The sequence below is a fragment of the Cognaticolwellia mytili genome (genome assembly GCF_002104475.1).
In the GTDB taxonomy this organism is placed as follows: Bacteria; Pseudomonadota; Gammaproteobacteria; order Enterobacterales; family Alteromonadaceae; genus Cognaticolwellia; species Cognaticolwellia mytili.
Map to the genome: position 1 here is coordinate 616,975 of NZ_NBOF01000003.1, position 24,848 is coordinate 641,822.

At 38.8% G+C, this 24,848-nt stretch carries 20 protein-coding genes and 2 pseudogenes; 15 read left to right on the forward strand and 7 right to left on the reverse strand.

From position 1 onward, the window contains the following. Positions 1–344: 344 nt before the first annotated feature. From hmpA to B7C41_RS12320, 3 genes are all read right to left on the reverse strand, one after another. Positions 345–1,526 (reverse strand): NO-inducible flavohemoprotein, encoded by a 1,182-nt coding sequence (gene hmpA, locus B7C41_RS12310; protein WP_085299201.1) that lies wholly within the window; start codon positions 1,524–1,526, stop codon positions 345–347. 101 nt (positions 1,527–1,627) lie between these two features. Then, positions 1,628–2,899 carry an NnrS family protein gene (locus B7C41_RS12315; RefSeq protein ID WP_085299202.1) on the reverse strand — a complete coding sequence of 424 codons (1,272 nt, stop codon included), beginning with the start codon at positions 2,897–2,899 and terminating at the stop codon, positions 1,628–1,630. A gap of 1 nt (position 2,900) precedes the next feature. After that, a complete protein-coding gene (locus B7C41_RS12320; RefSeq protein WP_085299203.1) occupies positions 2,901–3,173 on the reverse strand; it encodes a hypothetical protein in 273 nt (90 codons plus the stop codon). A gap of 216 nt (positions 3,174–3,389) precedes the next feature. Between B7C41_RS12320 and norR the strand changes: the two genes are divergently transcribed. Then, positions 3,390–4,985: a nitric oxide reductase transcriptional regulator NorR gene (gene norR, locus B7C41_RS12325; RefSeq protein WP_085299204.1), complete on the forward strand. Its 1,596-nt coding sequence runs from the start codon at positions 3,390–3,392 to the stop codon at positions 4,983–4,985. A gap of 124 nt (positions 4,986–5,109) precedes the next feature. On the opposite strand, the gene B7C41_RS12330 is transcribed toward norR, so the two are convergent. Next, positions 5,110–6,351: a uracil-xanthine permease family protein gene (locus B7C41_RS12330; protein WP_085299205.1), complete on the reverse strand. Its 1,242-nt coding sequence runs from the start codon at positions 6,349–6,351 to the stop codon at positions 5,110–5,112. 76 nt (positions 6,352–6,427) lie between these two features. Further along, positions 6,428–7,054 (reverse strand): uracil phosphoribosyltransferase, encoded by a 627-nt coding sequence (upp, locus tag B7C41_RS12335; RefSeq protein WP_085299206.1) that lies wholly within the window; start codon positions 7,052–7,054, stop codon positions 6,428–6,430. A gap of 392 nt (positions 7,055–7,446) precedes the next feature. Between upp and B7C41_RS12340 the strand changes: the two genes are divergently transcribed. From B7C41_RS12340 to rpoS, 11 genes and pseudogenes are all read left to right on the forward strand, one after another. Then, complete coding sequence (locus B7C41_RS12340) at positions 7,447–8,097, forward strand: hypothetical protein (RefSeq protein WP_085299207.1); 651 nt, start codon at positions 7,447–7,449, stop codon at positions 8,095–8,097. Positions 8,098–8,186: 89 nt separating this feature from the next. Continuing rightward, positions 8,187–8,486, forward strand: a complete 300-nt coding sequence (ftsB, locus tag B7C41_RS12345; RefSeq protein WP_085299208.1) for a cell division protein FtsB — start codon at positions 8,187–8,189, stop codon at positions 8,484–8,486. Continuing rightward, a complete protein-coding gene (ispD, locus tag B7C41_RS12350; protein ID WP_085299209.1) occupies positions 8,486–9,208 on the forward strand; it encodes a 2-C-methyl-D-erythritol 4-phosphate cytidylyltransferase in 723 nt (240 codons plus the stop codon). Before ftsB ends, ispD begins: the two co-directional genes overlap by 1 nt. Beyond that, positions 9,205–9,678 (forward strand): annotated as a pseudogene (gene ispF / locus B7C41_RS20280) (2-C-methyl-D-erythritol 2,4-cyclodiphosphate synthase); the annotation flags it as partial. The gene ispD and the pseudogene ispF, both read left to right, overlap by 4 nt. A gap of 216 nt (positions 9,679–9,894) precedes the next feature. After that, a pseudogene (gene truD / locus B7C41_RS20680) lies at positions 9,895–10,356 on the forward strand (tRNA pseudouridine(13) synthase TruD); the annotation flags it as partial. Positions 10,357–10,437: 81 nt separating this feature from the next. Beyond that, the gene (truD, locus tag B7C41_RS20685; RefSeq protein ID WP_407919560.1) at positions 10,438–10,986 is read left to right on the forward strand and encodes a tRNA pseudouridine(13) synthase TruD; all 549 of its coding nucleotides are present in this window, start codon (positions 10,438–10,440) and stop codon (positions 10,984–10,986) included. Then, on the forward strand, positions 10,983–11,735 hold the full coding sequence (gene surE, locus B7C41_RS12360; protein ID WP_085299210.1) for a 5'/3'-nucleotidase SurE: 753 nt from the start codon (positions 10,983–10,985) through the stop codon (positions 11,733–11,735). Before truD (B7C41_RS20685) ends, surE begins: the two co-directional genes overlap by 4 nt. Next, the gene (locus B7C41_RS12365) at positions 11,732–12,409 is read left to right on the forward strand and encodes a protein-L-isoaspartate(D-aspartate) O-methyltransferase (protein ID WP_085299211.1); all 678 of its coding nucleotides are present in this window, start codon (positions 11,732–11,734) and stop codon (positions 12,407–12,409) included. The genes surE and B7C41_RS12365 overlap by 4 nt, the downstream gene beginning before the upstream one ends. 3 nt (positions 12,410–12,412) lie before the next feature. Further along, positions 12,413–12,991 carry a YqaA family protein gene (locus B7C41_RS12370; protein ID WP_085299212.1) on the forward strand — a complete coding sequence of 193 codons (579 nt, stop codon included), beginning with the start codon at positions 12,413–12,415 and terminating at the stop codon, positions 12,989–12,991. Between the two features lie 17 nt (positions 12,992–13,008). Then, a complete protein-coding gene (locus B7C41_RS12375) occupies positions 13,009–13,857 on the forward strand; it encodes a peptidoglycan DD-metalloendopeptidase family protein (protein WP_328590799.1) in 849 nt (282 codons plus the stop codon). Positions 13,858–13,943: 86 nt separating this feature from the next. After that, positions 13,944–14,861, forward strand: a complete 918-nt coding sequence (gene rpoS, locus B7C41_RS12380; protein ID WP_085299214.1) for an RNA polymerase sigma factor RpoS — start codon at positions 13,944–13,946, stop codon at positions 14,859–14,861. Positions 14,862–14,978: 117 nt separating this feature from the next. Here the strand turns inward: rpoS and mutS are convergent, their stop codons facing one another. Beyond that, entirely contained in the window at positions 14,979–17,576 is a 2,598-nt protein-coding gene (gene mutS, locus B7C41_RS12385) for a DNA mismatch repair protein MutS (RefSeq protein WP_407919561.1), read from the reverse strand. A gap of 346 nt (positions 17,577–17,922) precedes the next feature. On the opposite strand from mutS, the gene recA reads away from it, so the two are divergent. The 3 genes from recA to B7C41_RS12400 all read left to right on the forward strand — a co-directional run bounded on the left by recA (position 17,923) and on the right by B7C41_RS12400 (position 21,138). Further along, positions 17,923–18,960 carry a recombinase RecA gene (gene recA / locus B7C41_RS12390; RefSeq protein ID WP_085299216.1) on the forward strand — a complete coding sequence of 346 codons (1,038 nt, stop codon included), beginning with the start codon at positions 17,923–17,925 and terminating at the stop codon, positions 18,958–18,960. A 207-nt stretch (positions 18,961–19,167) separates the two neighbouring features. Beyond that, positions 19,168–20,286 (forward strand): XdhC family protein, encoded by a 1,119-nt coding sequence (locus tag B7C41_RS12395; RefSeq protein WP_158089129.1) that lies wholly within the window; start codon positions 19,168–19,170, stop codon positions 20,284–20,286. Between the two features lie 201 nt (positions 20,287–20,487). Further along, a complete protein-coding gene (locus B7C41_RS12400) occupies positions 20,488–21,138 on the forward strand; it encodes a response regulator transcription factor (RefSeq protein ID WP_085299218.1) in 651 nt (216 codons plus the stop codon). Positions 21,139–21,167: 29 nt separating this feature from the next. On the opposite strand, the gene B7C41_RS12405 is transcribed toward B7C41_RS12400, so the two are convergent. Continuing rightward, the gene (locus tag B7C41_RS12405) at positions 21,168–24,707 is read right to left on the reverse strand and encodes a hybrid sensor histidine kinase/response regulator (protein ID WP_085299219.1); all 3,540 of its coding nucleotides are present in this window, start codon (positions 24,705–24,707) and stop codon (positions 21,168–21,170) included. Positions 24,708–24,848 lie beyond the last annotated feature (141 nt).

A 24,848-nucleotide genomic window follows, 5' to 3' on the forward strand; every position in this document is an offset into this window, starting at 1 on the left:
TTTATTTTTTTCATGTGGTTATAGTAGTACTGATAGTGGAAGGAGTGTAAATTTAGTTATTCATTACTTTCTTTGGTGAGGGGTTTGCCTTTATTTTTTATAATCGCTGAAAGCTCGATTTTATGAGCTTAAATAAGATACACCATTCGTGAAAATACGATTTATAATGTGAGTGTATTAAAGATGATTATGGTACTGCGACAGACCATAAAAAAGAAGATAAAGTATTCGAGAAAAATAATGTTTTTCATATCTTATTAAGCATTATTTGTGGCTAAATATGGCAATTAAAAGCCAAACATCAAGTTTGACTTTTTAATGTAGTTACTGTCGTTCATTTCGTTTTAAAGTGTGGCGTGTGGACCAAACACTTCATAATGAATATTACTTTCACCGACGCCTAGTTTTAGCAATTGCTGTTTCGCAAATTGCATAAAACCGATAGGACCACATAAGTAAAAATTACCTTTTTCAGTCGGTAGGTCAACTGAGGCGAAGTCCATCATGCCATTACTAATATGAGCTTGCTCAGCTTCTTCATTTCTATACCAGATATTTTGTTGCCAGTTGTTATTATTAATTAACTCGCTAGTACGTTGTGAAAATGAATGTTGTTCGCTACCTTCACAGGCATGTAAAAAATGCACGGGCTGATTATGATTATTATCAGCTAATGTTTCTAACATACCTTGCATTGGCGTTATACCAACACCAGCGGATATGAGTACGGTAGGTGTTTGACGATCAACGAAGAAAAAATCACCTGCTGGTGCGTATAACTGTACTTCGTCGCCAACGTTAACCTCATCATGTAAGTAATTAGAAACTTTACCTGGAACGCCTAGCTGCTCTCGTTTTACTGAAATTCGGTAACTTTTTCCATTAGCTTTGTCTGATAATGAATATTGACGAATTTCTTTATAGTCGTTACCAGTAGGGTGAACTTCAAGCCCTAAATATTGCCCGGGTGTAAAGCCAATAACTGCTTGCTGGTCGACTGGAGCAAAGATAAAACTTTTAACCAGCTCTGACTCGATAACTTTATCAATAACTTTAAATGCTCTAGCGCCTTTCCAACCGCCAATCTCTGCTGCTCGTTGTTGATATAAATCTGATTCACGGTTAATAAAAATAGTGGCTAAAAATTGGTATGCTTGAGTCCAAGCTTCTTCAACTTCTGTGGTGAACGCTTCAGTGGCAAGTTCTCGAAGTGTTTCAATTAAATGATGGCCAACAATAGCGTAATGATCAGCCTGAATGTTAAAGCTGGTATGCTTTTGCGCGATGCGTTCTACGGCAGTGGTTAGTACGCTCAAATTTTCAATGTTTTTAGCGTAGGCAGCTATTGCTTCAAATAATGCTACCTGCTGGCGGCCTGTATGTTGATTCGACATATTGAAAATGTCTTGCAGTTCAGGGTTATGCGCGAATAACCGCTGGTAAAAGTGTGCCGTCATTGCTGAACCAGCGTTCTCTAATAGTGGAATAGTGCTTTTAATTATGTCGATGTGCTTATCAGTTAGCATTGTTGCTCCTAAATTAACTGAATGAGTAAAGTCTATGATGTTGATTATTTAATGTTCATAGGTTGTATGGAAATAGGTTAAGTTTTCTGTTGATATTGTTACTAAATACGGTTGCGTTTGGGTTTGGTTAATACCGGCATATAAATGATTAAAAACAAGCTAGCTGCGACTAACCAAGTCGATAGGCTAATATTCCATCCAAGTAGTGAGTGCTGAAACATTGGCATTAATACACGAGTGATTGCACTGATAAAAATTAATAAGAATATCCAGCTTACAAATTTATGTGGCAATAAGGCTCTTCCTGTATGACCTAGTGATACTCGCGCCATCATGGCAAATATCATTAAGCCCATCGCCGCAATAGTGATGACATGAATTGCATCCGAGAAGCTTATATAAAATGGACTTTCAATAACGAATAAGTAACTTGAACCAAGTAATATCAGCCCTAGGCCAAGTGAAAAATAAGATAAATGCAAAGACCAAAGTAATGAAATTTTTAACGTTGATGTTGTGCGCCAATAGCTGAGGCGGATCAAATGCGCTAAACCTGCAATGATCATTAAAATAGCAGGTGTAAAGGGTAGTTGAATAAAGTAACCACTGAAGAATGCTAATATGCCCAATAACGATAACGTGGTTATTAGTGGGGTAAGCCAGTTAGGTTGCTGTATCGCTGAAGTTTTCGCACCTGAAACGGTGAAAAATGGAATTACACGGCCACCAAGCACGCCCATGAGTAAGCAAAATAGCAGAACAGCGGTTCTTGCAATGTGCAGACTAAGCGCTTTATCGCCATTAACATCTAAGATTAATAAGCTGATATTCGTTAGCATTAAGGCAATGAATAAAGGGACGAAAATGTAGTTACGTTTGTTTTTACTGCTAAGCACTAATTTAGCAAACACTAAAATTGAACCAAGCCACCAAGTTAACTGTAAGGCAATTGCAGTATATAAAAATAATGATTGGTTAACTTCTGTCTCAGCAATTAAGCTTGCTACTAAACACACTCTCACTATTAACCAAAGCGTGATAAAGCCTAATACTGCTAAGCCTTTAATGCTAGCTTTACCCGTCCATGTTTGCGCTGCTGTTAAAATAAAACCTACTGCAACCGTTGCGGCAAAACCAAATAGCATTTCATGAATGTGCCAAGTGGTTGGGGAAAGCTGGCTTAAACTTATATTGATGTAGCCATTGAGAAAAGCACCCCAAATGGTCAGAGCGAAAATAGAACATAAAACTGCTGAGAGAAAATAGCTTCTAAAAGGTAAGTCTAGCACCGCATGGTGATGAACTTTATTTAGTGGGCTTTGGTGTTGCTGATGATTGAGTTGTATAAGTTCAGTGTCTTGAATAGTAAACATCTTAAAAGTCTCTCTTGCCAAAAGCATGTAAAGCCACGCAGCGTATGACGTAGCCAAGTTTTAATGCGCCAGCAGAAATGATAGTCGCAATATGACCAGAAATTTGTATTGCCATGCCAAAGTGGCCATCGAATACAAAAGTAATTGCAATGCTTAGTGAAATGATGACGAGTGATATCAGCATCATGTAGTTACCTACAATCAGACACTTTTGAAAATTAAGCGCGTTATCAATCTCTGGTAGCTGATTGGCAATAGAAAACTGCGAGTACATCACTAACTCCTGAATTAACGTATCAACGTTGTCATTAATATTGTTATGTACTCATATAGCAATACTGATGCCATTAATTAATTGTGTTTTTAATCAATTGTTTAGGTTGTTTTGTGCCATTTAGGTAGTCATATGGACTCTTTATTTTTGTGGTCAATATGACTCGTACGTGTTATTTTGTTGTTAATTAGGTTTTTATGTGCGGTAAAAATTAAAATGAGCCAAATATCATCAACAGCCATTATTGAGTTGGCGTTAGACTTAGCCAGTAGTCTTAACAGTAAAGATAGGTTTGATCGCTTGCTTGATACGGTGCGAAAAGCGATAAGTTGTGATGCTGTAGCATTGCTGTCGTTTCATGGTGATATTTTAACGCCAATTGCACTGCAAGGCTTAAGTCGAGATACCTTAGGTCGACGCTTCTATGTTGCAGAACACCCACGCTTTGCCGCGCTATGCCAATCAAGCCAACCAATCCGCTTTGCTGCTGATTCAACATTGCCTGATCCGTATGATGGCTTACTAATCGACCGTGAAGGTGATTTACCTGTGCATTCATGTATGGGCTTACCGTTATATTATGATGATAAATTACTCGGCTTATTGACCATAGATAGCTTAACGCCACATGAGTTTGAAGATATCCCAGAACGCACACTGGTAGTGATTTCAGCTATGGCGGCTGCAACTCTGAATACTGCCTTTTTAATTGAACAACTAGAGTCGCGTGCCGATCACTCACAAAAAGTTGTCGAAGAGTTAACTGAAGAAGCTTGGAAGCGTGATGGCGGTGAATTAATTGGTGAAAGTCCGATTATGTATCAGCTTAAAGAAGAATTAAATATTGTCGCAAATTCAGATTTTAATATCTTAATTTATGGTGAAACTGGGGTCGGTAAAGAGTTAGTTGCTCGTACATTGCACCATAAATCGTTACGCCAACATGGCCCAATGGTTTATGTTAACTGTGCTGCTTTGCCAGAAAACTTAATTGAAAGTGAGTTATTTGGTCACGTTAAGGGCGCGTTTACTGGCGCTGATAAAGACCGAGCAGGTAAGTTTTCATTAGCAAACGGCGGTACCTTATTTCTCGATGAAATTGGTGAACTTCCACTGGCCGCACAAAGTAAAATTTTACGTGCTATTCAAAGTAATGAGATTCAACCGGTAGGGCAGGACGAGGTTGAGCAGGTTGATGTACGTATTGTTGCAGCAACGAATAGGGACTTAAAAGAAGAAGCAGAAGATGGCCGTTTTCGGGCTGATTTATATCATAGATTAAGCGTGTATCCAATTCGAGTACCTAGATTGCAAGAGCGCGTTGGTGATGTGCAAGTATTAAGTGGCTATTTTGTTGAGCAAACACGACGGAAGCTGGGGTTAGGGCAATTGAAAATAACGGCTGAGGCAGTCTCTCATCTTGAACAATATAACTGGCCTGGCAATGTACGCGAGTTAGAGCATGTTATTAGCCGAGCAGCTTTAAAAGCACGAGCTCGACAAAAAGATAAAGCCATTATTGCGATAGAAAAACAAGATTGTGGTTCGTTAGTAAATTTACAACTTAATGAATTGAGTAATCAGCATACAATGGAGGTAAGTTCGAATAAAAACACTGAAAAAATTTCTGAAGCAGCACTTTTGAACCTACGCGATGAAACCGAGAAATTTCAACGACAACTGATCAGAAATGTTTTAACCGAAGAGCATGGAAATTGGGCTGCAACCGCAAGAAGGTTATCTACAGATAGAGCAAACTTAAATCGTATTGCGAAAAGGTTAGATATTAAAGTCGTTAAAAGTATTATTTAGTCATCAAAAAACCTAGTTAGTAAAATTAATATCTATATAGCGAGTAAAAGCTATAGCTAACAAAAATGCCTAATTACAACAGTCGTTAGGCATTTTGTTTTTACTTTAGGCTTACTTAAAGTACTTAGGCTTTTGCTTCTTCTTTCGGTAAAACTAAATTTAAACCAATGGCAACCAATGCGCATAAGCTAATACCTTGAATGCTGTAGCCGCCTAAATTTAGCGCCATACCGCCGATACCGAAAACTAGAACAATAGCAAAAATAATAAAGTTTCTCGGCTGGTCAAAATCAACTTTAGCTTTTACCATACTGCCTAGGCCAACGCTGGCGATCAAACCAAAAAGTAACATCATAATTCCGCCCATTACAGCGCCAGGTATGGTTTGCAATAATGCGCCTAACTTACCAACAAAGGCCATAATAATTGCGGCACAAGCAGCCCAAGTCATAATTCTTGGGTTAAAGGCTTTCGTTAACATTACTGCGCCAGTTACTTCTGAATAAGTGGTGTTTGGCGGCCCGCCTAACATTGATGCTGCGGTTGTTGCTATGCCGTCACCTAACAATGTGCGGTGTAATCCCGGCTTTTTAATGAAGTCTTTACCCGTTGCTGAACTAATCGCTAAAACATCACCGATGTGCTCAATCGCTGGGGCAATGGCGATAGGTAACATATAAATAATGGCTTGCCAGTTAAATTCAGGGGCTGTGAATTTTGGTATCGCAAACCAAGCTGCGTTTTGTACTGGTGTAAAATCAACAATACCGTGATAAAGCGATAATAGATAACCGACAACTATACCTGACAATATCGGCATTAAGCGCATAAAACCTTTACTGAATGCTGAAACCAGTAGGGTTGTTAGCAGGGCGGGTAATGAAATACTTAAAGCAAGAGACTGATCAATAAGTTGTGCTGAACCATCACCTGTTTGACCCAAAGCCATATGTACGGCAACAGGGGCAAGTGATAAACCAATAACCATAATTATTGGGCCAGTCACGATAGGTGGTAAATACTTACTGATAAAACCAACGCCGCGCATTTTAATAATACCGCTAAAACACGCATAAACTACACCAACAACAGCAAGGGCGCCCATCGTTGCAGGAATGCCCCAAGTTTGAGTGCCGTACATGATAGGGGCAATGAATACGAAAGATGAAGCTAAAAATACGGGTACTTGGCCTTTGGTAACTAATTGAAATAGTAAAGTACCAATGCCGGCAGTACACAAAGCTACGTTAGGATCTAAGCCAGTGAGCAATGGCATCAATACCAAAGCGCCAAAAGCAACAAACAGCATTTGAGTGCCAGTTAATACTTCTTTAAAGAGTGATTGGGGCTTATTTTCAGAATTCATATTTTACTCAATAAAACTGCCAGCAAGCTGGCAGTAAAGTGATTGTTAATGTTCGCTATAAATTAAGATGTTATCGTTATTTTGTACCGAAAATCTTATCGCCAGCATCACCTAAACCTGGCAAGATGTAACCCGCTTCATTTAAACAGTCATCGATTGAAGCTGTATAAAGTTCGACGTCAGGGTGTGCTTTTTCTAAAGCCGCTATACCTTCTGGTGCAGCAACTAATACCAATGCTTTAATATTGCTACAACCACGCTCTTTTAAAAGATTAATGGTTTCCACCATTGAGCCACCTGTAGCAAGCATAGGATCAATGACTAATGCTAAGCGCTCATCAATTTGGCCGGCTAATTTTTCAAAATAAAATACTGGTTCTAAGGTTTCTTCGTTACGGTACATGCCTACAACTGAAATGCGAGCGCTTGGAATAAGCTCTAAAACGCCATCCATCATGCCTAATCCAGCTCGTAAAATAGGTACAACTGTTACCTTTTTCCCTTTAATTTGCTCTACTTGAATTTCGCCATTCCAACTATTAATGGTTTTGGTTTCAAGTTCGAAATCTTTTGAAGCTTCATAGGTTAATAAGCTACCAACTTCTGCAGCTAGCTCACGGAAACGCTTTGTGCTGATATCACCTTCGCGCATAAGGCCAAGTTTATGTTTAATTAGGGGATGATTTACTTCAATTATGCTCATCGTGTGCTCCAAAGCTTGTGAAAAATATTTTTTATATTATATGCCATTCATCAACTTATGTACTTAAAAGTGATATGAAAATTACAATTTTATACACTTAAAGATGCCGATGATTTATATATGATGCAACTATTTCAATTCTATTATTTATTGCTCTTGTTGGTTTTGTCGATGATCAACAAATTACACAAGTATTGAAATTAATTTATCTGTTCAGTTGGCAGTATAGAGGTTGGGAGTTTGAAGACATGTTCGTAATTTAATTTTATATTAAATTGTTAATTTCCATTTTGCTATCGTTTGTCGATAAAGTACGCTTTGACGATTTTATCTTTAGACAGCAATCGAGTATGCTTAAATTATCATCAGTGAACTATAGCAGCAGTTAATTTATGGTTACTCAATCGTTATTATGGCAATCAGAGCAGCAGTCGTCCGACTTCGCTGAGCTATGTAATGCTTTATATGAACGAGAGTTATCTATTTTAGCAATGAATGAGTTTGTATCGGTTGCAGCGTTGCAAGGACGAGTAAAAAGTCTACCTCATTATGTCAAAAGCGCAGCGCACGCATTGTTAAACGCCGATACACCATTAGATTTAGATATTCAAAATGCCAGTTGGTCAGCAAAACAAACGCAGGTGATGCCATCAACACGTCAGTTGCTCGATTACCAAGCTAATGTACTGACGTGGTATAAAGCTCAAAAGCTTGCTCATGGCCTAGTGGTTCCTATTGCGACAGAAAACTGCATTGTGCTTGATTGCATTGATAGAGTCGATACCGAAAAACAAAGGTTTCGTACTAATGTTTATGGTTGGTTCAGCTTAACTGAATCAAAAAATTTAGCGGAGCTAAAAATTCAAGGAAATACTGGTTATTTACTTAAGCCGAGTAAAAAAGTAATGACAGCTGCCTGTGTTGGACACTGCTGGAAAAATAGTCGTAAAGTTCAACCTATTATTCCTTCATTACGTGAGCTTTTATTGTCTTGCGCTATTAACTGGCGTAACTTTAAACAACCTATTGTCACAAACAATTAATATTAAATTCGCTTTGGTGTTTACAGCAGGCGGTACGCACTTATAATAGCTATTCAATATGTCTTTTTGATATCAAATATAGATAGTTTATGCGGCTTATCACGGCAATTTTAGTTATTTTTTTAGTGCTACTACAATATCGACTCTGGTTCGGTAAGAATAGTGTGCCTGATTATTTTGCATTAGAAGATGAAATTACCCGTCAACAAAGTAATAATAATAAATTAAAACAACGTAATAAGTTGCTTTATGCTGATACAGATGACTTAAAGTCAGGCACTGAAGCTATTGAAGAGCGTGCTCGCCATGAGCTTGGCATGATTAAGGAAGGGGAAACCTTTTTTCGTGTCATCCCAAGCGATACTAAAAAAAGGGAACGATCGCGATAATGAGCAATTCTTTGGGACCGTATACTGTGGTAATGCCCGCTGCAGGTGTTGGAAAACGTATGCGCGCATCTTGCCCTAAGCAGTATTTGACCATAAAAGATAAAACCATTCTAGAACATACCGTGCAACGTTTATTAAGTCATGAGGCTATTTGTCATGTTGTTATTGCACTAGGTGAATTTGATGAATATTTCCCAACAACGTCATTGGTGAGCAATAACCGCGTTACTTGTGTTATTGGCGGCAAAGAACGTGTTGACTCGGTGCTGGCAGGTTTACAAAGTTTACATGCCGAGCAAGAACAATGGGTGTTAGTCCATGATGCGGCGAGACCCTGTGTACAGCACAAAGATTTAACGAAGCTAATGACTTATTGCATTAACAATAATCATGGTGGAATTTTAGCTGCGCCTGTGCGTGATACTATGAAGCAAGCGACATTAAGAGGTATTGTCGATAAAACGCTAGATCGCAGTCAAATGTGGCATGCATTGACGCCACAAATGTATAAAACTGCAGAATTAACTGCTGCCATTGTTGATGCTCTAGCAAAAGGTATCACCATTACTGATGAGTCCTCAGCGATGGAAGCATCTGGTTATGCCAGTGGTTTAGTTAGCGGTAGCAGCGATAATATAAAAGTTACTCAGCCAGAAGATTTACGTTTGGCTGAATTTATCTTGCAGCAGCAAGAAAGAGAATTTCATTTAGAGGCATTATGAGAATAGGTCACGGTTTTGATGTACATAAGTTTGGTGGCGAAGGGCCACTCGTTTTAGCCGGTGTTGCTATTCCTTATGAATTTGGTTTTGTTGCTCATTCTGATGGTGATGTGGCAATTCACGCGTTATGTGACGCGATATTAGGTGCACTATGTTTAGCTGATATTGGTAATCACTTTCCAGATACTGACGGACAATATGAGAATATTTCTAGTCGAATATTATTGCGTCATGTGGTTGGGTTAATGCAGGAAAAAGGTTATTGCTTAGGTAATGCTGATATTACGATTTGCGCTCAAGCGCCGAAAGTTGCTCCTCATTTGATGCCAATGCGAACTTGTCTAGCTGAAGACTTACAAGCCGATATAGAGCAAGTTAATGTCAAAGCGACAACGACTGAAAAGCTTGGCTATGTCGGTCGTAAAGAAGGAGTTTCGGTACATGCCGTGGTCTTGTTGATGAAAGCTGAGAAATCAGGCGAGTCACTACCTAGTAAAGAATCAAATATAGAATCGAGCAAAGAACCTAAAGTAGAAACTGAGAAAGAAGTTACTTTAAAAGAAAAGAAAGACGCGCAAAGCGCGATTACAGAAGAGCCTGAAAAAACTGTAGCAAAGGCGCTTGAACAGATCGTTGAAAATAAATCAGAGCAAGTTATCAGCGCATTGCCTACATTTGCCTATTTATATGGCAAACCTGCTTCTAGTGGCTTATTACGCAGCCAAAAAACTGACTTTAAAGTATTTGAGCGAATTCCTTTCGTTCCTTGTGGTGAAGGTGAGCACCTTTTTATTCATATACGTAAAACGGGCGCTAACACTGCATTTGTTGCTAAAAAATTAGCGCAGTATTTTTCTGTTAAAGAGTCATTAATTTCTTATGCTGGTTTAAAAGACCGATTTGCCGTGACTGAACAATGGTTCGGCGTGCATGTCCCTGGTAAGCAAGTATATGATCTAAGTGATCTAAACATCGAAGGTGTTGAAGTGTTGTCTTCGAAACGCCATAACAAAAAACTGCGTATTGGTAGTTTAGAAGGCAATTGTTTTGAAATTACTCTACGTAATGTTTCACAAATTGATGAACTCGTCAGACGCTGGCATGTGGTGAGTAATTTTGGTGTGCCAAATTATTTTGGTGAACAGCGTTTTGGCATTAATGGCGGCAATATAGAAAAAGCCCAGTACTTATTTTCTGGTGGTAAAGTTAATGATAAGAAAAAGCGCGGTATGTACTTATCAGCAGCACGTTCATTAATCTTCAATAATGTCATCAGCCAACGTATTGAAAAAGAAAGCTTTGATACCTTAATGAATGGTGATGTACTCATGCTAGCAAATACTCAGTCAGTATTTTTAGCAAAAACCATTGAAAAAAGTTTAGAAGAAAGGCATTTAAGTCATGATGTTGATATAACTGCGCCTATGTGGGGCGCAGGGGAGCTGATGACAACAACTGAGGCTTCGGCATTTGAACAAAGTGTTGCAGAGCAACAGCCAATATTTTGTGAAGGCCTACCACGTTTTGGTTTAAAACAAGAACGTCGTCGAATTCGCTTAGTAATGAAAGAGCCGAAAATTGAGGTTAATAATGATACGGTAACCTTATCGTTTTTCTTACCTGCTGGCGCATATGCCACCACAATTATGCGTGAGTTAATTAATTACACCGATATGACTGAACGAGTTAATGTCTCTCCAAGTAAAAAAATCAGCATTACATCAGCCGAAAATATTAGCGTTGACAATAATGTGTCTGAAAATAAAGGTCAGTCATGAGAATATTATTAAGCAATGACGATGGTGTTCACGCTAGTGGCATAAAAGTACTTTATGATGAACTAGTTAAAATCTATGATGTCACAGTCATTGCGCCTGATCGAAACTGCAGCGGCGCCAGTCATTCATTAACCTTGATTAACCCATTAAGAGCGCAAGTGATGGAGAATGGTTTTACTGCTGTTAATGGTACGCCTACTGACTCAGTACATTTAGGAGCAACACAGTTAATGCATCCAACTCCTGATTTAGTTGTTGCCGGTATTAATCATGGCGCTAATTTAGGTGATGATACTATCTACTCTGGTACCGTTGCTGCAGCAACTGAAGGTCGACATTTAGGCATGCCTGCTATTGCCGTGTCATTAGTAGCTAAATACCCTGAAAACTTTCAAACTGCAGCAGTAGTAACTGCTAAGTTTATCGAACGTTTGAAGTTACATCCGTTACCAAGCGATCAAATAATCAATATTAATGTTCCTGATTTGCCATTGCGTGAATTAAAAGGTATTAAAGTGACTCGCTTGGGACATCGCCATAAAGCGGAAACGATGAAAAAAATGCAAGATCCTTGGCAACGAGATATTTATTGGTATGGATCGTTAGGGAAAGAACTTGATGCTGGTGAGGGCACTGATTTCCATGCCGTAGCCAATGGTTATGCTTCTATAACACCGTTAACTATCGATATGACAGCATATAAAAGTATGACACAAATGACAGAATGGATTAATGAACTTTCAATATGAATCAACGTAATATCAATGCCAGACTAGGCAACAGTATCGGTGGAAAATCGAGTCGAAGTGGAGAACTGCTGGCGCAAAAGTTACTGGTTGAAGGTATTCAAAATCAACAAGTACTCCAAGCTATTGCACGTTCACCTCGTCATACTTTTGTGCCGGAGATATTAGCGCATAAAGCTTATGACAATACTGCATTGCCTATAGGGCAGGGACAGACTATATCTCAGCCCTATATTGTCGCAAAAATGTCAGAGTTATTATTAGCTGATGGCGTGCCAGAAAGTATTTTAGAAATAGGTACAGGCTCGGGGTATCAAACGTCTATTCTCGCACAGCTAGTTCCTAAAGTGTTTTCTGTTGAGCGAATTAAATCGCTGCAATGGCAAGCAAAAAGACGATTGCGATCAATGGATTTACACAATGTTTCGATGAAACATGGTGATGGTTGGCAAGGCTGGCATAGCAAAGCGCCATTTCAGGCCATTATAGTGACCGCAGCACCTACTGAAGTACCTGCCGCTTTATTAGAACAGTTAGCTGATGGTGGCCGTTTAATTATACCTGTTGGTGGGCAAAGTCAAATATTAAAATTAATTACACGCCATGGTGGAGAATATCAAGAGCAACAAGTTGAAGCTGTTCGTTTTGTTCCTTTAGTACCTGGCGCACTAGGATAGTTTGTGAAAATATTTTCTGCATTATACGAATGGACATTAAAATGGGCCGAGCATAAGTTCGCGCCAAGAATTCTTGCTTTATTGACTTTTGCCGAGTCAGTATTTTTTCCTATACCTCCAGACGTGCTACTTGCACCTATGGTATTAGCGCAAAGAGAAAAAGCTTGGCGCTTTGCCACCTTAACTACCGTAGCCTCTGTTATCGGTGGTGTTGTTGGTTATGGCTTAGGTTATATGATGTTTGAACCTTGGATACAGCCATTAATTACAGAATGGGGTTACCAAGCTCGGTTTGACAAAGCGATGACGTGGTTTAGTGAGTGGGGTGTCTGGGTGGTATTTATTGCTGGTTTCTCTCCGATTCCTTATAAGCTATTTACCGTTAGTGCTGGCTTTCTGCAGATGGCATTTTTACCTTTTTTACTTGCGTCAGCGATTGGTCGAGGAATGCGATTCTTCTTAGTTGCTGGCGTTATTCGTTGGGGCGGAGCGCCAATGGAGCAAAAAATTAGGCAGTGGGTTGATGTACTCGGTTGGCTTGTTGTGGCAGCAATTGTTGTTGCTTATTTAGCCACTCGTTAAAGGTTGTACTCATTACTATGGCGAAAAGAATGATATTCGATTTATTTAACATTAATAATCTGCTGGTGTTGATTATGGTGTTGGCAATAAATGGTTGTTCTAGTCGCTCAAAACCTGCACCCGTTGTTGATGTTCAAGGCTCACTACCGTTGAGTCAACGTATCAAGCAGAGCGTCAAAGGAAATGAATATATAGTTAAAAAAGGTGAAACTTTATACTCAATTGCCTGGCGTGCTGATGTCGATGTCCGCACGCTCGCTAATATAAATAATATTAGCGCTCCTTATAATATCTATCCATCTCAAAAATTATTTTTAAGCAAAAAATCTAGCCAGCCAAGTAAAACTAGAGTTAAGAGTAAAAGCTTTAGAACAACAGAACCAAAAGTTATAAAAAAACCTATTGCGCAGAAGAAAAAGCAGGAGTATGGTGGAAATGTAACTGAGCGAAAAGTAAGCAAAAAGGCTCAGCAACCAAAAACTGCATTTTCACAAAAAATTAGAAAATGGCGGTGGCCTGCGAAGGGAAAAGTGATACAACAATTTTCTACCGCAAAACAAGGGAATAAAGGAATCGACATTGCGGGGCGACGCGGTGATTCGGTAAAAGCAACTGCAGACGGCAAAGTAGTTTATGCTGGTGATGCGTTACAAGGATATGGCCAGTTAGTCATAGTTAAACATAACGATGATTATCTTAGTGCTTATGCCCACAATGATCGCATTCTGGTGAAAGAGCAACAAGTTGTAAAGTCGGGTCAAGTAATTGCCAAAATGGGTGATACTGACGCTGAAAGGGTTATGCTTCATTTTGAAGTACGCTTTCGCGGAAAATCAGTTAATCCTATGAAGTATTTGTCGAAATAATAATAAAAATTTATAAAAAATAAATTGGAGTCAACGTGAATATTTAGTCAGTTAATTTAGCTATTCCTAAGAGCGGGAGATATAACATGGGCATTAAAAAAACAATAGAGTGTTCTGATGTTGCAGAGAAAGAAAAGCCTGAAAATGTTAAGGCTGAAGACAGTCCTTCTAACTTAGACGCAACACAAATATATTTAAGTGAAATCGGTTTTTCTCCGTTGTTAACAGCTGAAGAAGAAGTTTATTATTCTCGGCTTTCTCTCAAAGGCGATGAAGGCTCTCGTAAACGAATGATAGAGAGTAATCTACGTTTAGTGGTGAAAATAGCTCGCCGTTATAATAACCGTGGTTTACCTTTGTTGGATCTGATTGAAGAAGGAAATTTGGGCTTAATTCGAGCCGTTGAAAAGTTTGATCCAGAGCGTGGTTTTCGTTTTTCTACTTATGCGACTTGGTGGATTCGACAAACTATAGAACGTGCTATTATGAATCAAACTCGTACCATTCGATTACCTATTCATGTGGTTAAAGAGCTTAACATTTACCTGCGTACAGCCCGTGAATTAGTTCAAAAGCTAGACCATGAACCTACCGCTGAAGATATTGCAATTGAACTTGATGTTCCTGTAGAGAGTGTCAGTAAAATGCTGCGCTTGAATGAACGCATTGCCTCAGTTGACTCACCATTTGGTGGTGAAGGTGAAAAAGTGCTGCTTGATGTTATCCCTGATGAGAAGTCAGGTGGTCCAGAAACGAAACTACAAACTAATGACATTAAACACAGTATTGTTGATTGGCTTAATGAGCTAAATTCTAAACAGCGTGAAGTACTTGCTAGACGTTTTGGCTTATTAGGTTATGAAGCCGCAACACTTGAAGATGTTGGTGTTGAAATTGGCTTAACACGTGAACGTGTTCGTCAAATTCAAGTTGAAGCTCTGAAACGCTTACGAGACATTTTAAGTCAGCAAGACTTATCGATTGAAGCTTTATTTCAAGTATAGGCACTACCGTTATATTCTTTAAGTTTTTAAATACAATCGGTAGCTAACTAAAAAATCAGCTGATGCTGGTTTTTTAGTCTCCCGTATTTATACTCTATAGAAATTATCTTATAGTAATCAAACTAGTTCTTTCAATTTATATAATAAATCCAGAGCCATTTTAGGACTCAAGTCATTTATATCTGTAGCGCTTAATGTATCAACGACAGGGTGACTAGTATCCATTAACGATAATTGCTCAAACGCTTGTGGAACATCATTCATAATTGAAGGTGCTTCCATTTTTTCAAGCTCTGACAAACGTTGTTTTGCCCGTTGAATAACAGGCTTTGGCACACCTGCAAGTTGTGCAACTTGTAAACCAAAACTTTTGCTTGCTGCACCTTCTTGTACTGCATGCATAAAGACAATGCTATCGCCATGTTCAACCGCATCAAGGTGAACATTTGCTAAACTATCGATTTGTTCAGCCAAGAGTGTTAATTCAAAATAGTGGCTGGCGAATAAGGTAAAAGCTTTAGTTTTTATGGCTAGCATTTCTGCACATGCCCAAGCGAGTGATAAACCGTCGTAGGTGCTAGTGCCACGACCAATTTCATCAAGTAACACTAAGCTTTTGTTGGTGGCATTGTGTAAAATATTGGCAGTTTCGGTCATTTCTACCATAAAGGTTGAGCGACCACTAGCTAAATCATCCGAAGCGCCGATACGGGTAAATATTCTATCAACCATTCCTATATCTGCAGCACCTGCAGGCACGTAGCAACCGATATGAGCAAGTAAAACGATTAATGCTGTTTGGCGCATGTAAGTTGATTTACCGCCCATGTTTGGACCAGTAATGATTAGCATTTTACGGTTGTCAGTCAGCACAACAGGATTGGCGATAAAAGGATCGACAGTCATTTGCTCAACAACGGCGTGACGACCCGCTTCAATATTAATACCGCTCTCTTCTTGCAGCTTTGGCTTGACATAATTTAATGTTTCAGCCCGTTCAGCAAAGGTGTTTAATACGTCAATTTCTGATAATGACTGCGCAAGCAATTGTAGATTTTCTAACTCAGGTAATACTTTATCAAATAGCTCTTCGTATAAGCGCTTTTCAAGAGCGAGGAACTTACTTTGCGCTGATAATACCTTTTCTTCATGCTGCTTTAGCTCATTGGTAATAAAGCGCTCATTGTTTTTTAATGTTTGGCGGCGAATATAATCATCCGGTACATCCATTGCTGATGTACGGCTCATTTCAATGTAGAAACCGTGCACTTTGTTGTAGCCAACTTTGAGCGATTGAATGCCAGTACGGGCTTTTTCTCGTTCTTCAAGTTGTGCTAAAAACTCAGTGGCACCGTCACTTAAATCTCTCAGTACATCTAATTCAGCATGATAACCAGGGGCAATTACACCACCATCACGAATAAGCACGGGTGGATTATCAACAATGGCACTCTCTAATAATGTTTGAACTTCAGGCAAAGGCTGACACTGAGAAACGAGCGAGTTCAAATGAACTTGTGAACTGCTCTGCATTAATATTTGTAGCTCAGGTAACAAAACAAGTGCATTACGTAAACGGGCAAAGTCTCTAGGGCGAGCTGATCGCAAAGCAACACGAGAAACAATACGCTCGATATCGCCAAACTGCTTTAAGTTGCCATTAAGTTCAAAAGTAAGATCTTGCTGTAGCAATTCTTCAATAGCATTTTGTCGGTTATTAAGGATAGTTAGATCGCGTAATGGAAAATGTAACCAACGCTTAAGTAACCTAGAGCCCATTGGCGTAGCGGCTTTATCAAGAATGGCAGCTAAAGTATTTTCATTGCCACCTTGGAGGTTTTGAGTAAGCTCTAAATTGCGTCTAGTTGCGGCATCAAGAATAACAGCACTGGCAGCACTTTCTGCGATAATAGCTCTGATATGTGGTAAAGCGGTACGTTGACTGTCTTTGACGTACTGGAATAAACAACCCGCTGCCGCAATACCCAATGGTTTATTATCAACATCAAAACCTGATAATGACTTGGTGCCAAATTGCTTATTGAGTAGCGTTTTGCTGGTTTCTAAATCAAACTCCCAATCAGGGCGTCGGCGCAAACCTTTACGTCCAGCAATAATGCTGGTAGCTGCTAATGATTCTGGATATAACAATTCGGCTGGCGCTAAACGCTGTAGCTCCGCTTGTACTTGCTCTTCGGTATTAGGCTCAATTAAAACAAAGCGGCCACTGGTCATATCCAAATAGGCAAGACCAAAGCCCTGTGGTGTTTGATGCACAGCAACAATTAAATTATCTTGTCGGTCAGTCAATAATGCTTCATCACTAACAGTGCCTGGGGTTACCACACGAACAACTTTTCGCTCTACTGGGCCTTTGCTGGTAGCAGGGTCACCAATTTGTTCACAGATAGCAACAGACTCTCCAAGCTTTACAAGTTTAGCTAAGTAGCCTTCAACAGCATGATAAGGAACTCCGGCCATTGGGATCGCGTTACCACCGGTTTTACCACGTGCAGTTAATGAAATATCTAATAAATCAGATGCTTTTTTCGCATCATCGAAAAATAATTCATAGAAATCTCCCATACGATAAAAAATTAAAATATGAGGGAATTCTGCTTTAATGGTCAGATATTGACGCATCATAGGTGTGTGGCTTGAAAGGTCTGCTGTTATTGTTGTCATTGAAGTGCTGCAACTCGTAAATTTATTAATATGTTATACCAAGGCTCTTTATTTGAGATTTGGTATTAAGTAAGTAGATTATGCCATAAGCCACGTATTTAGATCTTTCTATTTTTTATAATAATTAGTACTGAGGCAGATAAATAAAAACACCTGTATAACAGCAAGAAACTGTATTAGTAACTTTTAAAGGTGAAATTATTAAAAGTTACTAATGTAGATAAAGTTGTTGTTTATCAATTAGTAATAAGTATCGTTTGTTTTGTTTTAATAATAAAATAAAATAAATTGATAAAAACCTTGATACTGTACGACTATACAGTATACTTTGCTTCATCAAAACGAATTAACCACCTAAACCATCGTGGAGCAACAAATGAACGATAACAAAGAAAAAGCATTATCAGCTGCCTTAAGCCAAATCGAACGTCAATTCGGTAAAGGTTCAATCATGAAGTTAGGTGACAATAACACAATGGATGTAGAAACAATTTCTACGGGTTCATTAGGATTAGATATCGCCTTAGGTGCAGGTGGTTTACCTCTTGGCCGTGTTGTTGAAATTTATGGTCCTGAATCAAGCGGTAAAACCACCTTAACGCTTGAAGTTATTGCTGAAGCACAACGTAACGGTAAGGTTTGTGCTTTCGTTGATGCCGAGCATGCACTTGACCCAATTTACGCTGAAAAGCTTGGCGTAAACATTAATGACCTTTTAGTTTCTCAACCAGATACTGGTGAACAAGCATTAGAAATTTGTGACATGCTAACTCGCTCTGGCGCAATTGACGTCATTGTTGTTGATTCTGTTGCAGCACTGACACCAAAAGCTGAAATCGAAGGCGACATGGGTGACTCACACATGGGTTTACAAGCTCGTATGTTATCGCAAGCTATGCGTAAATTAACCGGTAACTTGAAAAAATCAAACACCATGATGATTTTCATTAACCAAATTCGTATGAAAATTGGTGTGATGTTTGGCTCGCCAGAAACAACAACCGGTGGTAATGCATTAAAATTTTACGCTTCAGTACGTTTAGATATTCGTCGTATCGGCGCTGTTAAAAACGGTGATGAAATTGTTGGTAATGAAACGCGCGTAAAAGTCGTTAAAAATAAAATTGCTCCGCCATTTAAACAAGCTGAATTCCAAATTTTATACGGAGAAGGTATAAATAACTTAGGTGAGTTAGTAGACCTTGGCGTTAAAAATGAAATGGTTGAGAAAGCAGGCGCGTGGTATAGCTACAAAGGTGATAAAATTGGTCAAGGTAAGGCAAATGCAGCTAAATACTTGAAAGAAAACCCTGAAATAGCACAAGAAATTGATACGCGTTTACGTGAAGCATTATTAGCAAAAAGCAAACCTGCTGCAGAAGTTGAAGAAGCAGCGAAAGAAACTGTTAAATAAGGCTCACCTCGTTTAACACTTAATTAATAAGCCACTGTAAAGTGGCTTTTTTGTAGCATCTTTTTACTAGCAATACCTGTATACCCAAGTAGTTTGGGTATACAGGTATTGGTTAGTGCGCTTTTCGCGCTGCGAAACTGTCTTGAACTTGTTATGATGAATTAAATGCACAGCTTCTATTGCTGGCCACTAAAAAGAGATTTTTCATTGCTAAATAACCATTCTCATTTTTCATTACTCGATTATTACTTTACCCAAGGTGATGAACTTGATTGGGTAATGGCAACTATTGTGAATAAAGAGGGCTCTAGCTACCGATCGCCTGGCGCTATTATGCTTATCAACAGCATTGGCCAGTCATTTGGTTTAGTCAGTGGGGGCTGCTTAGAGGCGAATATTATCCTTCATGCCAAGAAAGTATTCGATAGAAAACAAGCATATTATGTTGAATATGATATGCGTGAAGAAGGTGATTATGCCGCTGAGTTGGGTGTAGGCTGCAAAGGTAAAATAGGAGTGTTATTACAGTATTTAACAGCTGAGCATAAATCATTGTTAGAACTGCTATTTCAGCGTATGAAAAGTGGCGTGACAAGTTATTTACAGCACACTTATCAAGCCGAAAATGAAGTTCGAACACAACTAAATAGTTTAGCTATGCTCGATAACAAAGGTCAGCTTTTAGTCAGTACTCACCAACAAAGTGGCGAGTTTCATTGCGAAAATAAAACCCAAGCAATCGCCCTAGGTAAGCCTCATAGCAATGCCGTTACTGATAAATATGAGTTATCACTGACCAAGATTTTCGCGCCATTTAATTTATGGGTTTTTGGTGGTGGCTCAGATGTTATTCCTTTGGTGTCAATGGCCGCTCAGCTCGGCTGGCGTGTAACCGTTGTAGATCATCGTTCAAGCTATGCGCGTAACAGTGTTTTTAGGCAGGCAGTTGATATTTTTAGGACTCACCCAGATGACTTTTTTAAATCAGAGAATAGTGAGCAAGTTAAAATATTTCAACAGCTTGATGCGGCAGTATTAATGACACATAACTTAACTTTAGATGCTGCTTGGTTGAAGTTATTGCATTCGACTAATCAAGCTAAGTATATTGGTTTACTTGGCCCGCTTGAAAGGCGAAGTAATGTTGATACTCTAAGTGGCATTGCTGATAGAGCTTGGTTAGCCCGTGTTGTGAATGGCCCTGTTGGTTTTGATATCGGCGGTGAGTTACCTGAATCTATTGCTTTATCTATTCTTGCGCAGTGTCATAGTGTGTTACATAATCGAAGTGGTTTAACATTATCTGGTAAGTTTATTAATAGCTGATCAGCACTGACAAATTTTCGAATTATCACTATTTATACAATCTAATGTCATTGGCTTAGTCCTTTAGTCTAGTTAGCAACAATTGTCGTTGACGTTTGCTAAAAAATTGTTACGTTAATGGATTAAAACCAATTAATTTGCGTTTATTTACTTGGTTAATATTAAAAGATCATTAATCTAAATATTAGGTTATAAAATAAAATGACATCAAATACTAAAATCATCATTGCTGATGATCACCCACTATTTAGGCAAGCGTTATCGTTAATGCTGAAGTCTAGCTTTGTTTGTTCCCATTTACTTGAAGCTGAAACAATCCCTCAGTTGGAAGATAAGTTAGCAACAATAACTGATATTGATTTGATCTTATTAGATCTCGATATTCCTGGGGCAGAGGGGTTTAATACCTTACACAGTATCCGAAATTTATATCCTGAAATTGGTGTTGTTATTATTTCAGGTTTCGAAGAAACAGATACTATTCGAAAAGCCATGAGTTTAGGTGCGGCTGGTTTTATTCCAAAATCAACACCAGTGCCTGAAATGATCAAAGCTATCAATGATGTTATTCAAGGAAAATTATGGGTACCTGATGGTGAATTTAACCCTGAAGAGCAAGTCCTAGAGCAGGAAGATAAATTAGCCTCATTAACCCCACAGCAACATAAAATATTACTGATGTTTGCTGAAGGTTTACTCAATAAACAAATTGCCTATGAGCTATCACTGTCAGAATCAACGATTAAAAGTCATGCGAGTACGATATTCTTAAAGTTAGGCGTTAAAAGCCGTACTCAAGCTGTTATTATGCTAAATGAGCGTAAAATGGCCAATGCTTCATTTACCTCTTAGTCAACACGCTGGATTCACTGAAATTACTATCAATGAAAACTATCTGGAATATAATTTTGTTCCAATTGCTTAGTCAGTAATGAACTCATTAATGCACGTAATGCCAAAGGCTTAATTATTTTCCTTAAATAACCAATATCAGCTTGTTGTGCTTGCACTTGTACCGATTCATCCGTTGTTGCTGTGATCAATATGGCAGGCAATGGATAGTGGCTTTTTTCTCGTATGTAATTGATCAGTTCAATACCATTGAAGGGCATTTCATTTTTAGAGGAAAAGTTGTTACGTTGAGCAAGCTGATATGGCGAGCTAAGTTCAGGTTGTTCGTGCTTTTCGTCTACTAATTGGTAATCCACCAATAGAATATCAATATCTTCTTCATGTTCTTGATAAATTTCTAAGGCTTGTTTGGCATCAATTGCGGTAAAAACACGGCATTTCCAAGCGGATAATAATGCATTCATCCCTGAAATAACCTCGACTTCGTTATCAATACATAGCACGCCAACACCTTGCAAGCTTGCACTTGCTCGTACTCGCTTAACTTGTTCTTGCTGAGGTGTATTGGCAATAGGAACTTCAACACTAAATAGGCAACCATGGCCTGATTTTGATGTAAGTCCCAGATCATGCTGAAGAATATTAGCTAAACTTTGTGCGATATTTAAGCCTAGGCCCAATCCTTTTGGGCCCACAAGTTTTGTTGATAGCTGGGTAAATTGCTCAAAAACTTGTTGTTGTTTATCTTCTGGAATACCTGGACCATTATCAAGCACTTGAATGCATAAATTTGGGCCCTTGCGACGACAACCGAGTAAAACTTTTCCGTGATTAGCATAACGAAAGGCGTTACTGAGAAAGTTTTGTACAATCCTTAACAATAAGGTTAAATCACTCTTGATGTAGAGTTTGCTCGAGTAGCAATGAAAATCAATATGATAGTCTTTAGTTAGCGCAGAAAATTCTGACTGTAATATTGAAAATAATTTCTGTACTGGAATAACAGAAATATCAGGACTGATATTTCCACTTTCGATACGGGCAATTTCATTTAAATCTAGTAGTAAGTTATTGGCTAATTCCAGTGAGTTATCGATTTGTTTTATCTGCACCCGTTCTTGCTGAGAAACTTTTGAGCTTAAATTTACCGCAGAAGAAAATAAACGGGCTGCGGAAAGAGGTTGCAACAAATCATGGCTACAAGCTCGTAAGTACTGGCTCTTTTTTAAATGTGCTTGTTCAGCTTTAAGCTGTGCATTAGCGAGTTCTTGGTTGGCTTTTTCTAGCTCTAAGTTCGCTTGTTCTAGTTCTTGGGTACGGGCAAGTACACGACTTTCCAAATCAGTGTTTTCTTCTTTTAAGTGACTTTCTGCGCGACGAAATTCGGTAATATCAGAAAAAATCATCACAAAGCCGCCACCGGGTATTGGGTTTCCTTCGATATGGATAATTTTACCATTTGGTAGAGGGCGTTCTGATTTATGCTTACTTCCCGCTCGAATATACTTTAAGCGTTTTTGAACTTGTGCTTCAACATCATGGATATAACGTTTTTGATTCCCAAGATTGTAGCGAATAAGTTGGCTTATTGGGCAACCGATATAGATGAAATCCTTTGGGTAATTAAAAATATCTAAATATTGCTTATTCCAAGCCACTAAGTTCAAATTCCCATCAATAACCGAAATACCTTCACTGGTGTTCTCTATGGCTCCTTGCAGTACAGAGCGACTAAATTCAAGTTGTTGAGTTGAATTGTCTTCTACAATTTTTGCGACTTGATCAAACGCAATATCCCTACCACCTAAAGCAAAAGAGATAACTAACCTTGCTGATGCTGAACCCATGACTCTGGCAAGTGTGCTTTCTGCATGAAGCAGCAGGGCTTCATTGTAGGTTTTGTGTTTTCTATTTTTATGTTTTTTATTAAATTCGGCGAAACAATCTGTTGATTTCTCTTGGCCAATAAAACGTGCAACCAAGTATTCTAACTCCCGAAAATCGATTTTTGGCTGTTTCGGTAGATGAGACAGTGGTTGCTTGACCTCAGCATAGAAGAATTTGCTTTGCATTTCTTCACGAATGTTTTTCCGCGTCAGTGAAGAAACGATATACAACACCAGTACATTAATACAAAGACCAAAGAGTGTTACCAACGTTGTTTCAGGCCAGCCTGTGCCGGCTAAAGGGTGTTGATAGAAGCCGAGTTGCGGTAGTAAGTTGCATAATGTCCAAATAGAAAACCCACTACTTATACCCCACAGCACGCCTTTTTGAGTCGCCTGTCGCCAAAAAAATGCGGCAATTAAAGCGGGACCTATTTGCGCAATAGCCCCAAAAGCAACTTCACCTAATGATGCTAATGTATCGGGCGGAGATAACAGTAACATACCATAACTGAGTGTAATAACAGCGATAACTAAGCCTTTACGAATCAGTAATAGTCGAGATTGAAAGTGCAAAAAATCATGATTTTTTCTCGGGGCAAGCTTAAACATTAGTGGAAAAACAATTTCATTACTGAGCATGGTACTTAACGCGATGGTTGAAACAATCACCATAGAACTGGCGGCTGAAACTGCACCAAGAAAGGCGAAAAGTGAAAGCCAAACCTGACCATTATAAGCAGGAAGAAATAATACATAAGCATCAGCCTCTAATGACTGGCCATAATTTAGGGTGCCCGCAAGGCCAATAGGGCCAGCAAAAAAGGCGAATACTAAAATATAAAGTGGTAGTAACCATCGAGCCAAATTACTGGTTTTTTGCTCTTTTATCTCAACGAACATCACTTGAAATTGACGTGGTAAACACAAAAATGCCGACATCACGATAATTAGCAAGCCGAGCATCCCGATTAAACTTTCACTTTCAAATTGTTGCGCAATAGTGAATTGATTTTGGGACTGCTGCCAAATATCTATTGGTGAGTCATAAATGACAAAGGAAACAAAAATACCGACGAGAAGGAATGCGATAAGTTTCACCACCGATTCAAAGGCAATTGCTATCATTACGCCAGGATGACGCTCAGTAACATCAATGGTTCTAATACCGAAAATAATGGTAAAGCCAGCTAGGATACCACTGACAATTAAGCCTAATTGCCAAATAGGGAAGTCTTGATTTTGTTGAAGTATTTTGTATGAGTAAACAATAGCTTTAAGCTGCAAAGCAATATAAGGCAGAGTGCCTATCAAAGCTACTAACGTAACAATTAAGGCTAAACTTTGTGACTTACCAAAGCGTGAAGAGAGTAGGTCTGCAATTGAGGTTATTTTTAACTGTAAGCTAGTTTTTATAACTCGCTGAATAAAGGGCCAAGCAAAAACAAACAATAAAATTGGGGCTAAATATACTGATATATAAGTAAAAGAATTATGTGCGGCTTGTGCTGATGTGCCTAAAAAACCCCAAGAGGTACAGTAAACGCCCAAAGAAAGTGCGTAGATAATAGCATTTTGTTTTTCTAGCAGTTTATGACGATATTTACCGCCTAAATAAGCAATCAGAAATAGTAAGCCGATATAGCCAATACTGACACAGACTAATAACCAATTTGAAAACATATCTCTCTTCTTTTGATTCGTGACTTATACCCGAGTGGCTTGGGATAGTCACGTTTCTTTATATTTTTCACCATCTTAACGCTAGCCATTTTCCTCGACAAGTCTAATTACAAGCTCTTGGACTAAAGGACTAAGCGTATG

Excerpts from the sequence above, each read along its gene's own strand:
- hmpA (WP_085299201.1), bottom strand. The coding sequence starts at position 1,526 with ATGCTAACTGATAAGCACATCGACATAATTAAAAGCACTATTCCACTA.
- B7C41_RS12315 (WP_085299202.1), bottom strand. The coding sequence starts at position 2,899 with ATGTTTACTATTCAAGACACTGAACTTATACAACTCAATCATCAGCAA.
- B7C41_RS12320 (WP_085299203.1), bottom strand. The coding sequence starts at position 3,173 with ATGTACTCGCAGTTTTCTATTGCCAATCAGCTACCAGAGATTGATAAC.
- norR (WP_085299204.1), top strand. The coding sequence starts at position 3,390 with ATGAGCCAAATATCATCAACAGCCATTATTGAGTTGGCGTTAGACTTA.
- B7C41_RS12330 (WP_085299205.1), bottom strand. The coding sequence starts at position 6,351 with ATGAATTCTGAAAATAAGCCCCAATCACTCTTTAAAGAAGTATTAACT.
- upp (WP_085299206.1), bottom strand. The coding sequence starts at position 7,054 with ATGAGCATAATTGAAGTAAATCATCCCCTAATTAAACATAAACTTGGC.
- B7C41_RS12340 (WP_085299207.1), top strand. The coding sequence starts at position 7,447 with ATGGTTACTCAATCGTTATTATGGCAATCAGAGCAGCAGTCGTCCGAC.
- ftsB (WP_085299208.1), top strand. The coding sequence starts at position 8,187 with ATGCGGCTTATCACGGCAATTTTAGTTATTTTTTTAGTGCTACTACAA.
- ispD (WP_085299209.1), top strand. The coding sequence starts at position 8,486 with ATGAGCAATTCTTTGGGACCGTATACTGTGGTAATGCCCGCTGCAGGT.
- truD (WP_407919560.1), top strand. The coding sequence starts at position 10,438 with ATGTACTTATCAGCAGCACGTTCATTAATCTTCAATAATGTCATCAGC.
- surE (WP_085299210.1), top strand. The coding sequence starts at position 10,983 with ATGAGAATATTATTAAGCAATGACGATGGTGTTCACGCTAGTGGCATA.
- B7C41_RS12365 (WP_085299211.1), top strand. The coding sequence starts at position 11,732 with ATGAATCAACGTAATATCAATGCCAGACTAGGCAACAGTATCGGTGGA.
- B7C41_RS12375 (WP_328590799.1), top strand. The coding sequence starts at position 13,009 with ATGGCGAAAAGAATGATATTCGATTTATTTAACATTAATAATCTGCTG.
- rpoS (WP_085299214.1), top strand. The coding sequence starts at position 13,944 with ATGGGCATTAAAAAAACAATAGAGTGTTCTGATGTTGCAGAGAAAGAA.
- recA (WP_085299216.1), top strand. The coding sequence starts at position 17,923 with ATGAACGATAACAAAGAAAAAGCATTATCAGCTGCCTTAAGCCAAATC.
- B7C41_RS12400 (WP_085299218.1), top strand. The coding sequence starts at position 20,488 with ATGACATCAAATACTAAAATCATCATTGCTGATGATCACCCACTATTT.
- B7C41_RS12405 (WP_085299219.1), bottom strand. The coding sequence starts at position 24,707 with ATGTTTTCAAATTGGTTATTAGTCTGTGTCAGTATTGGCTATATCGGC.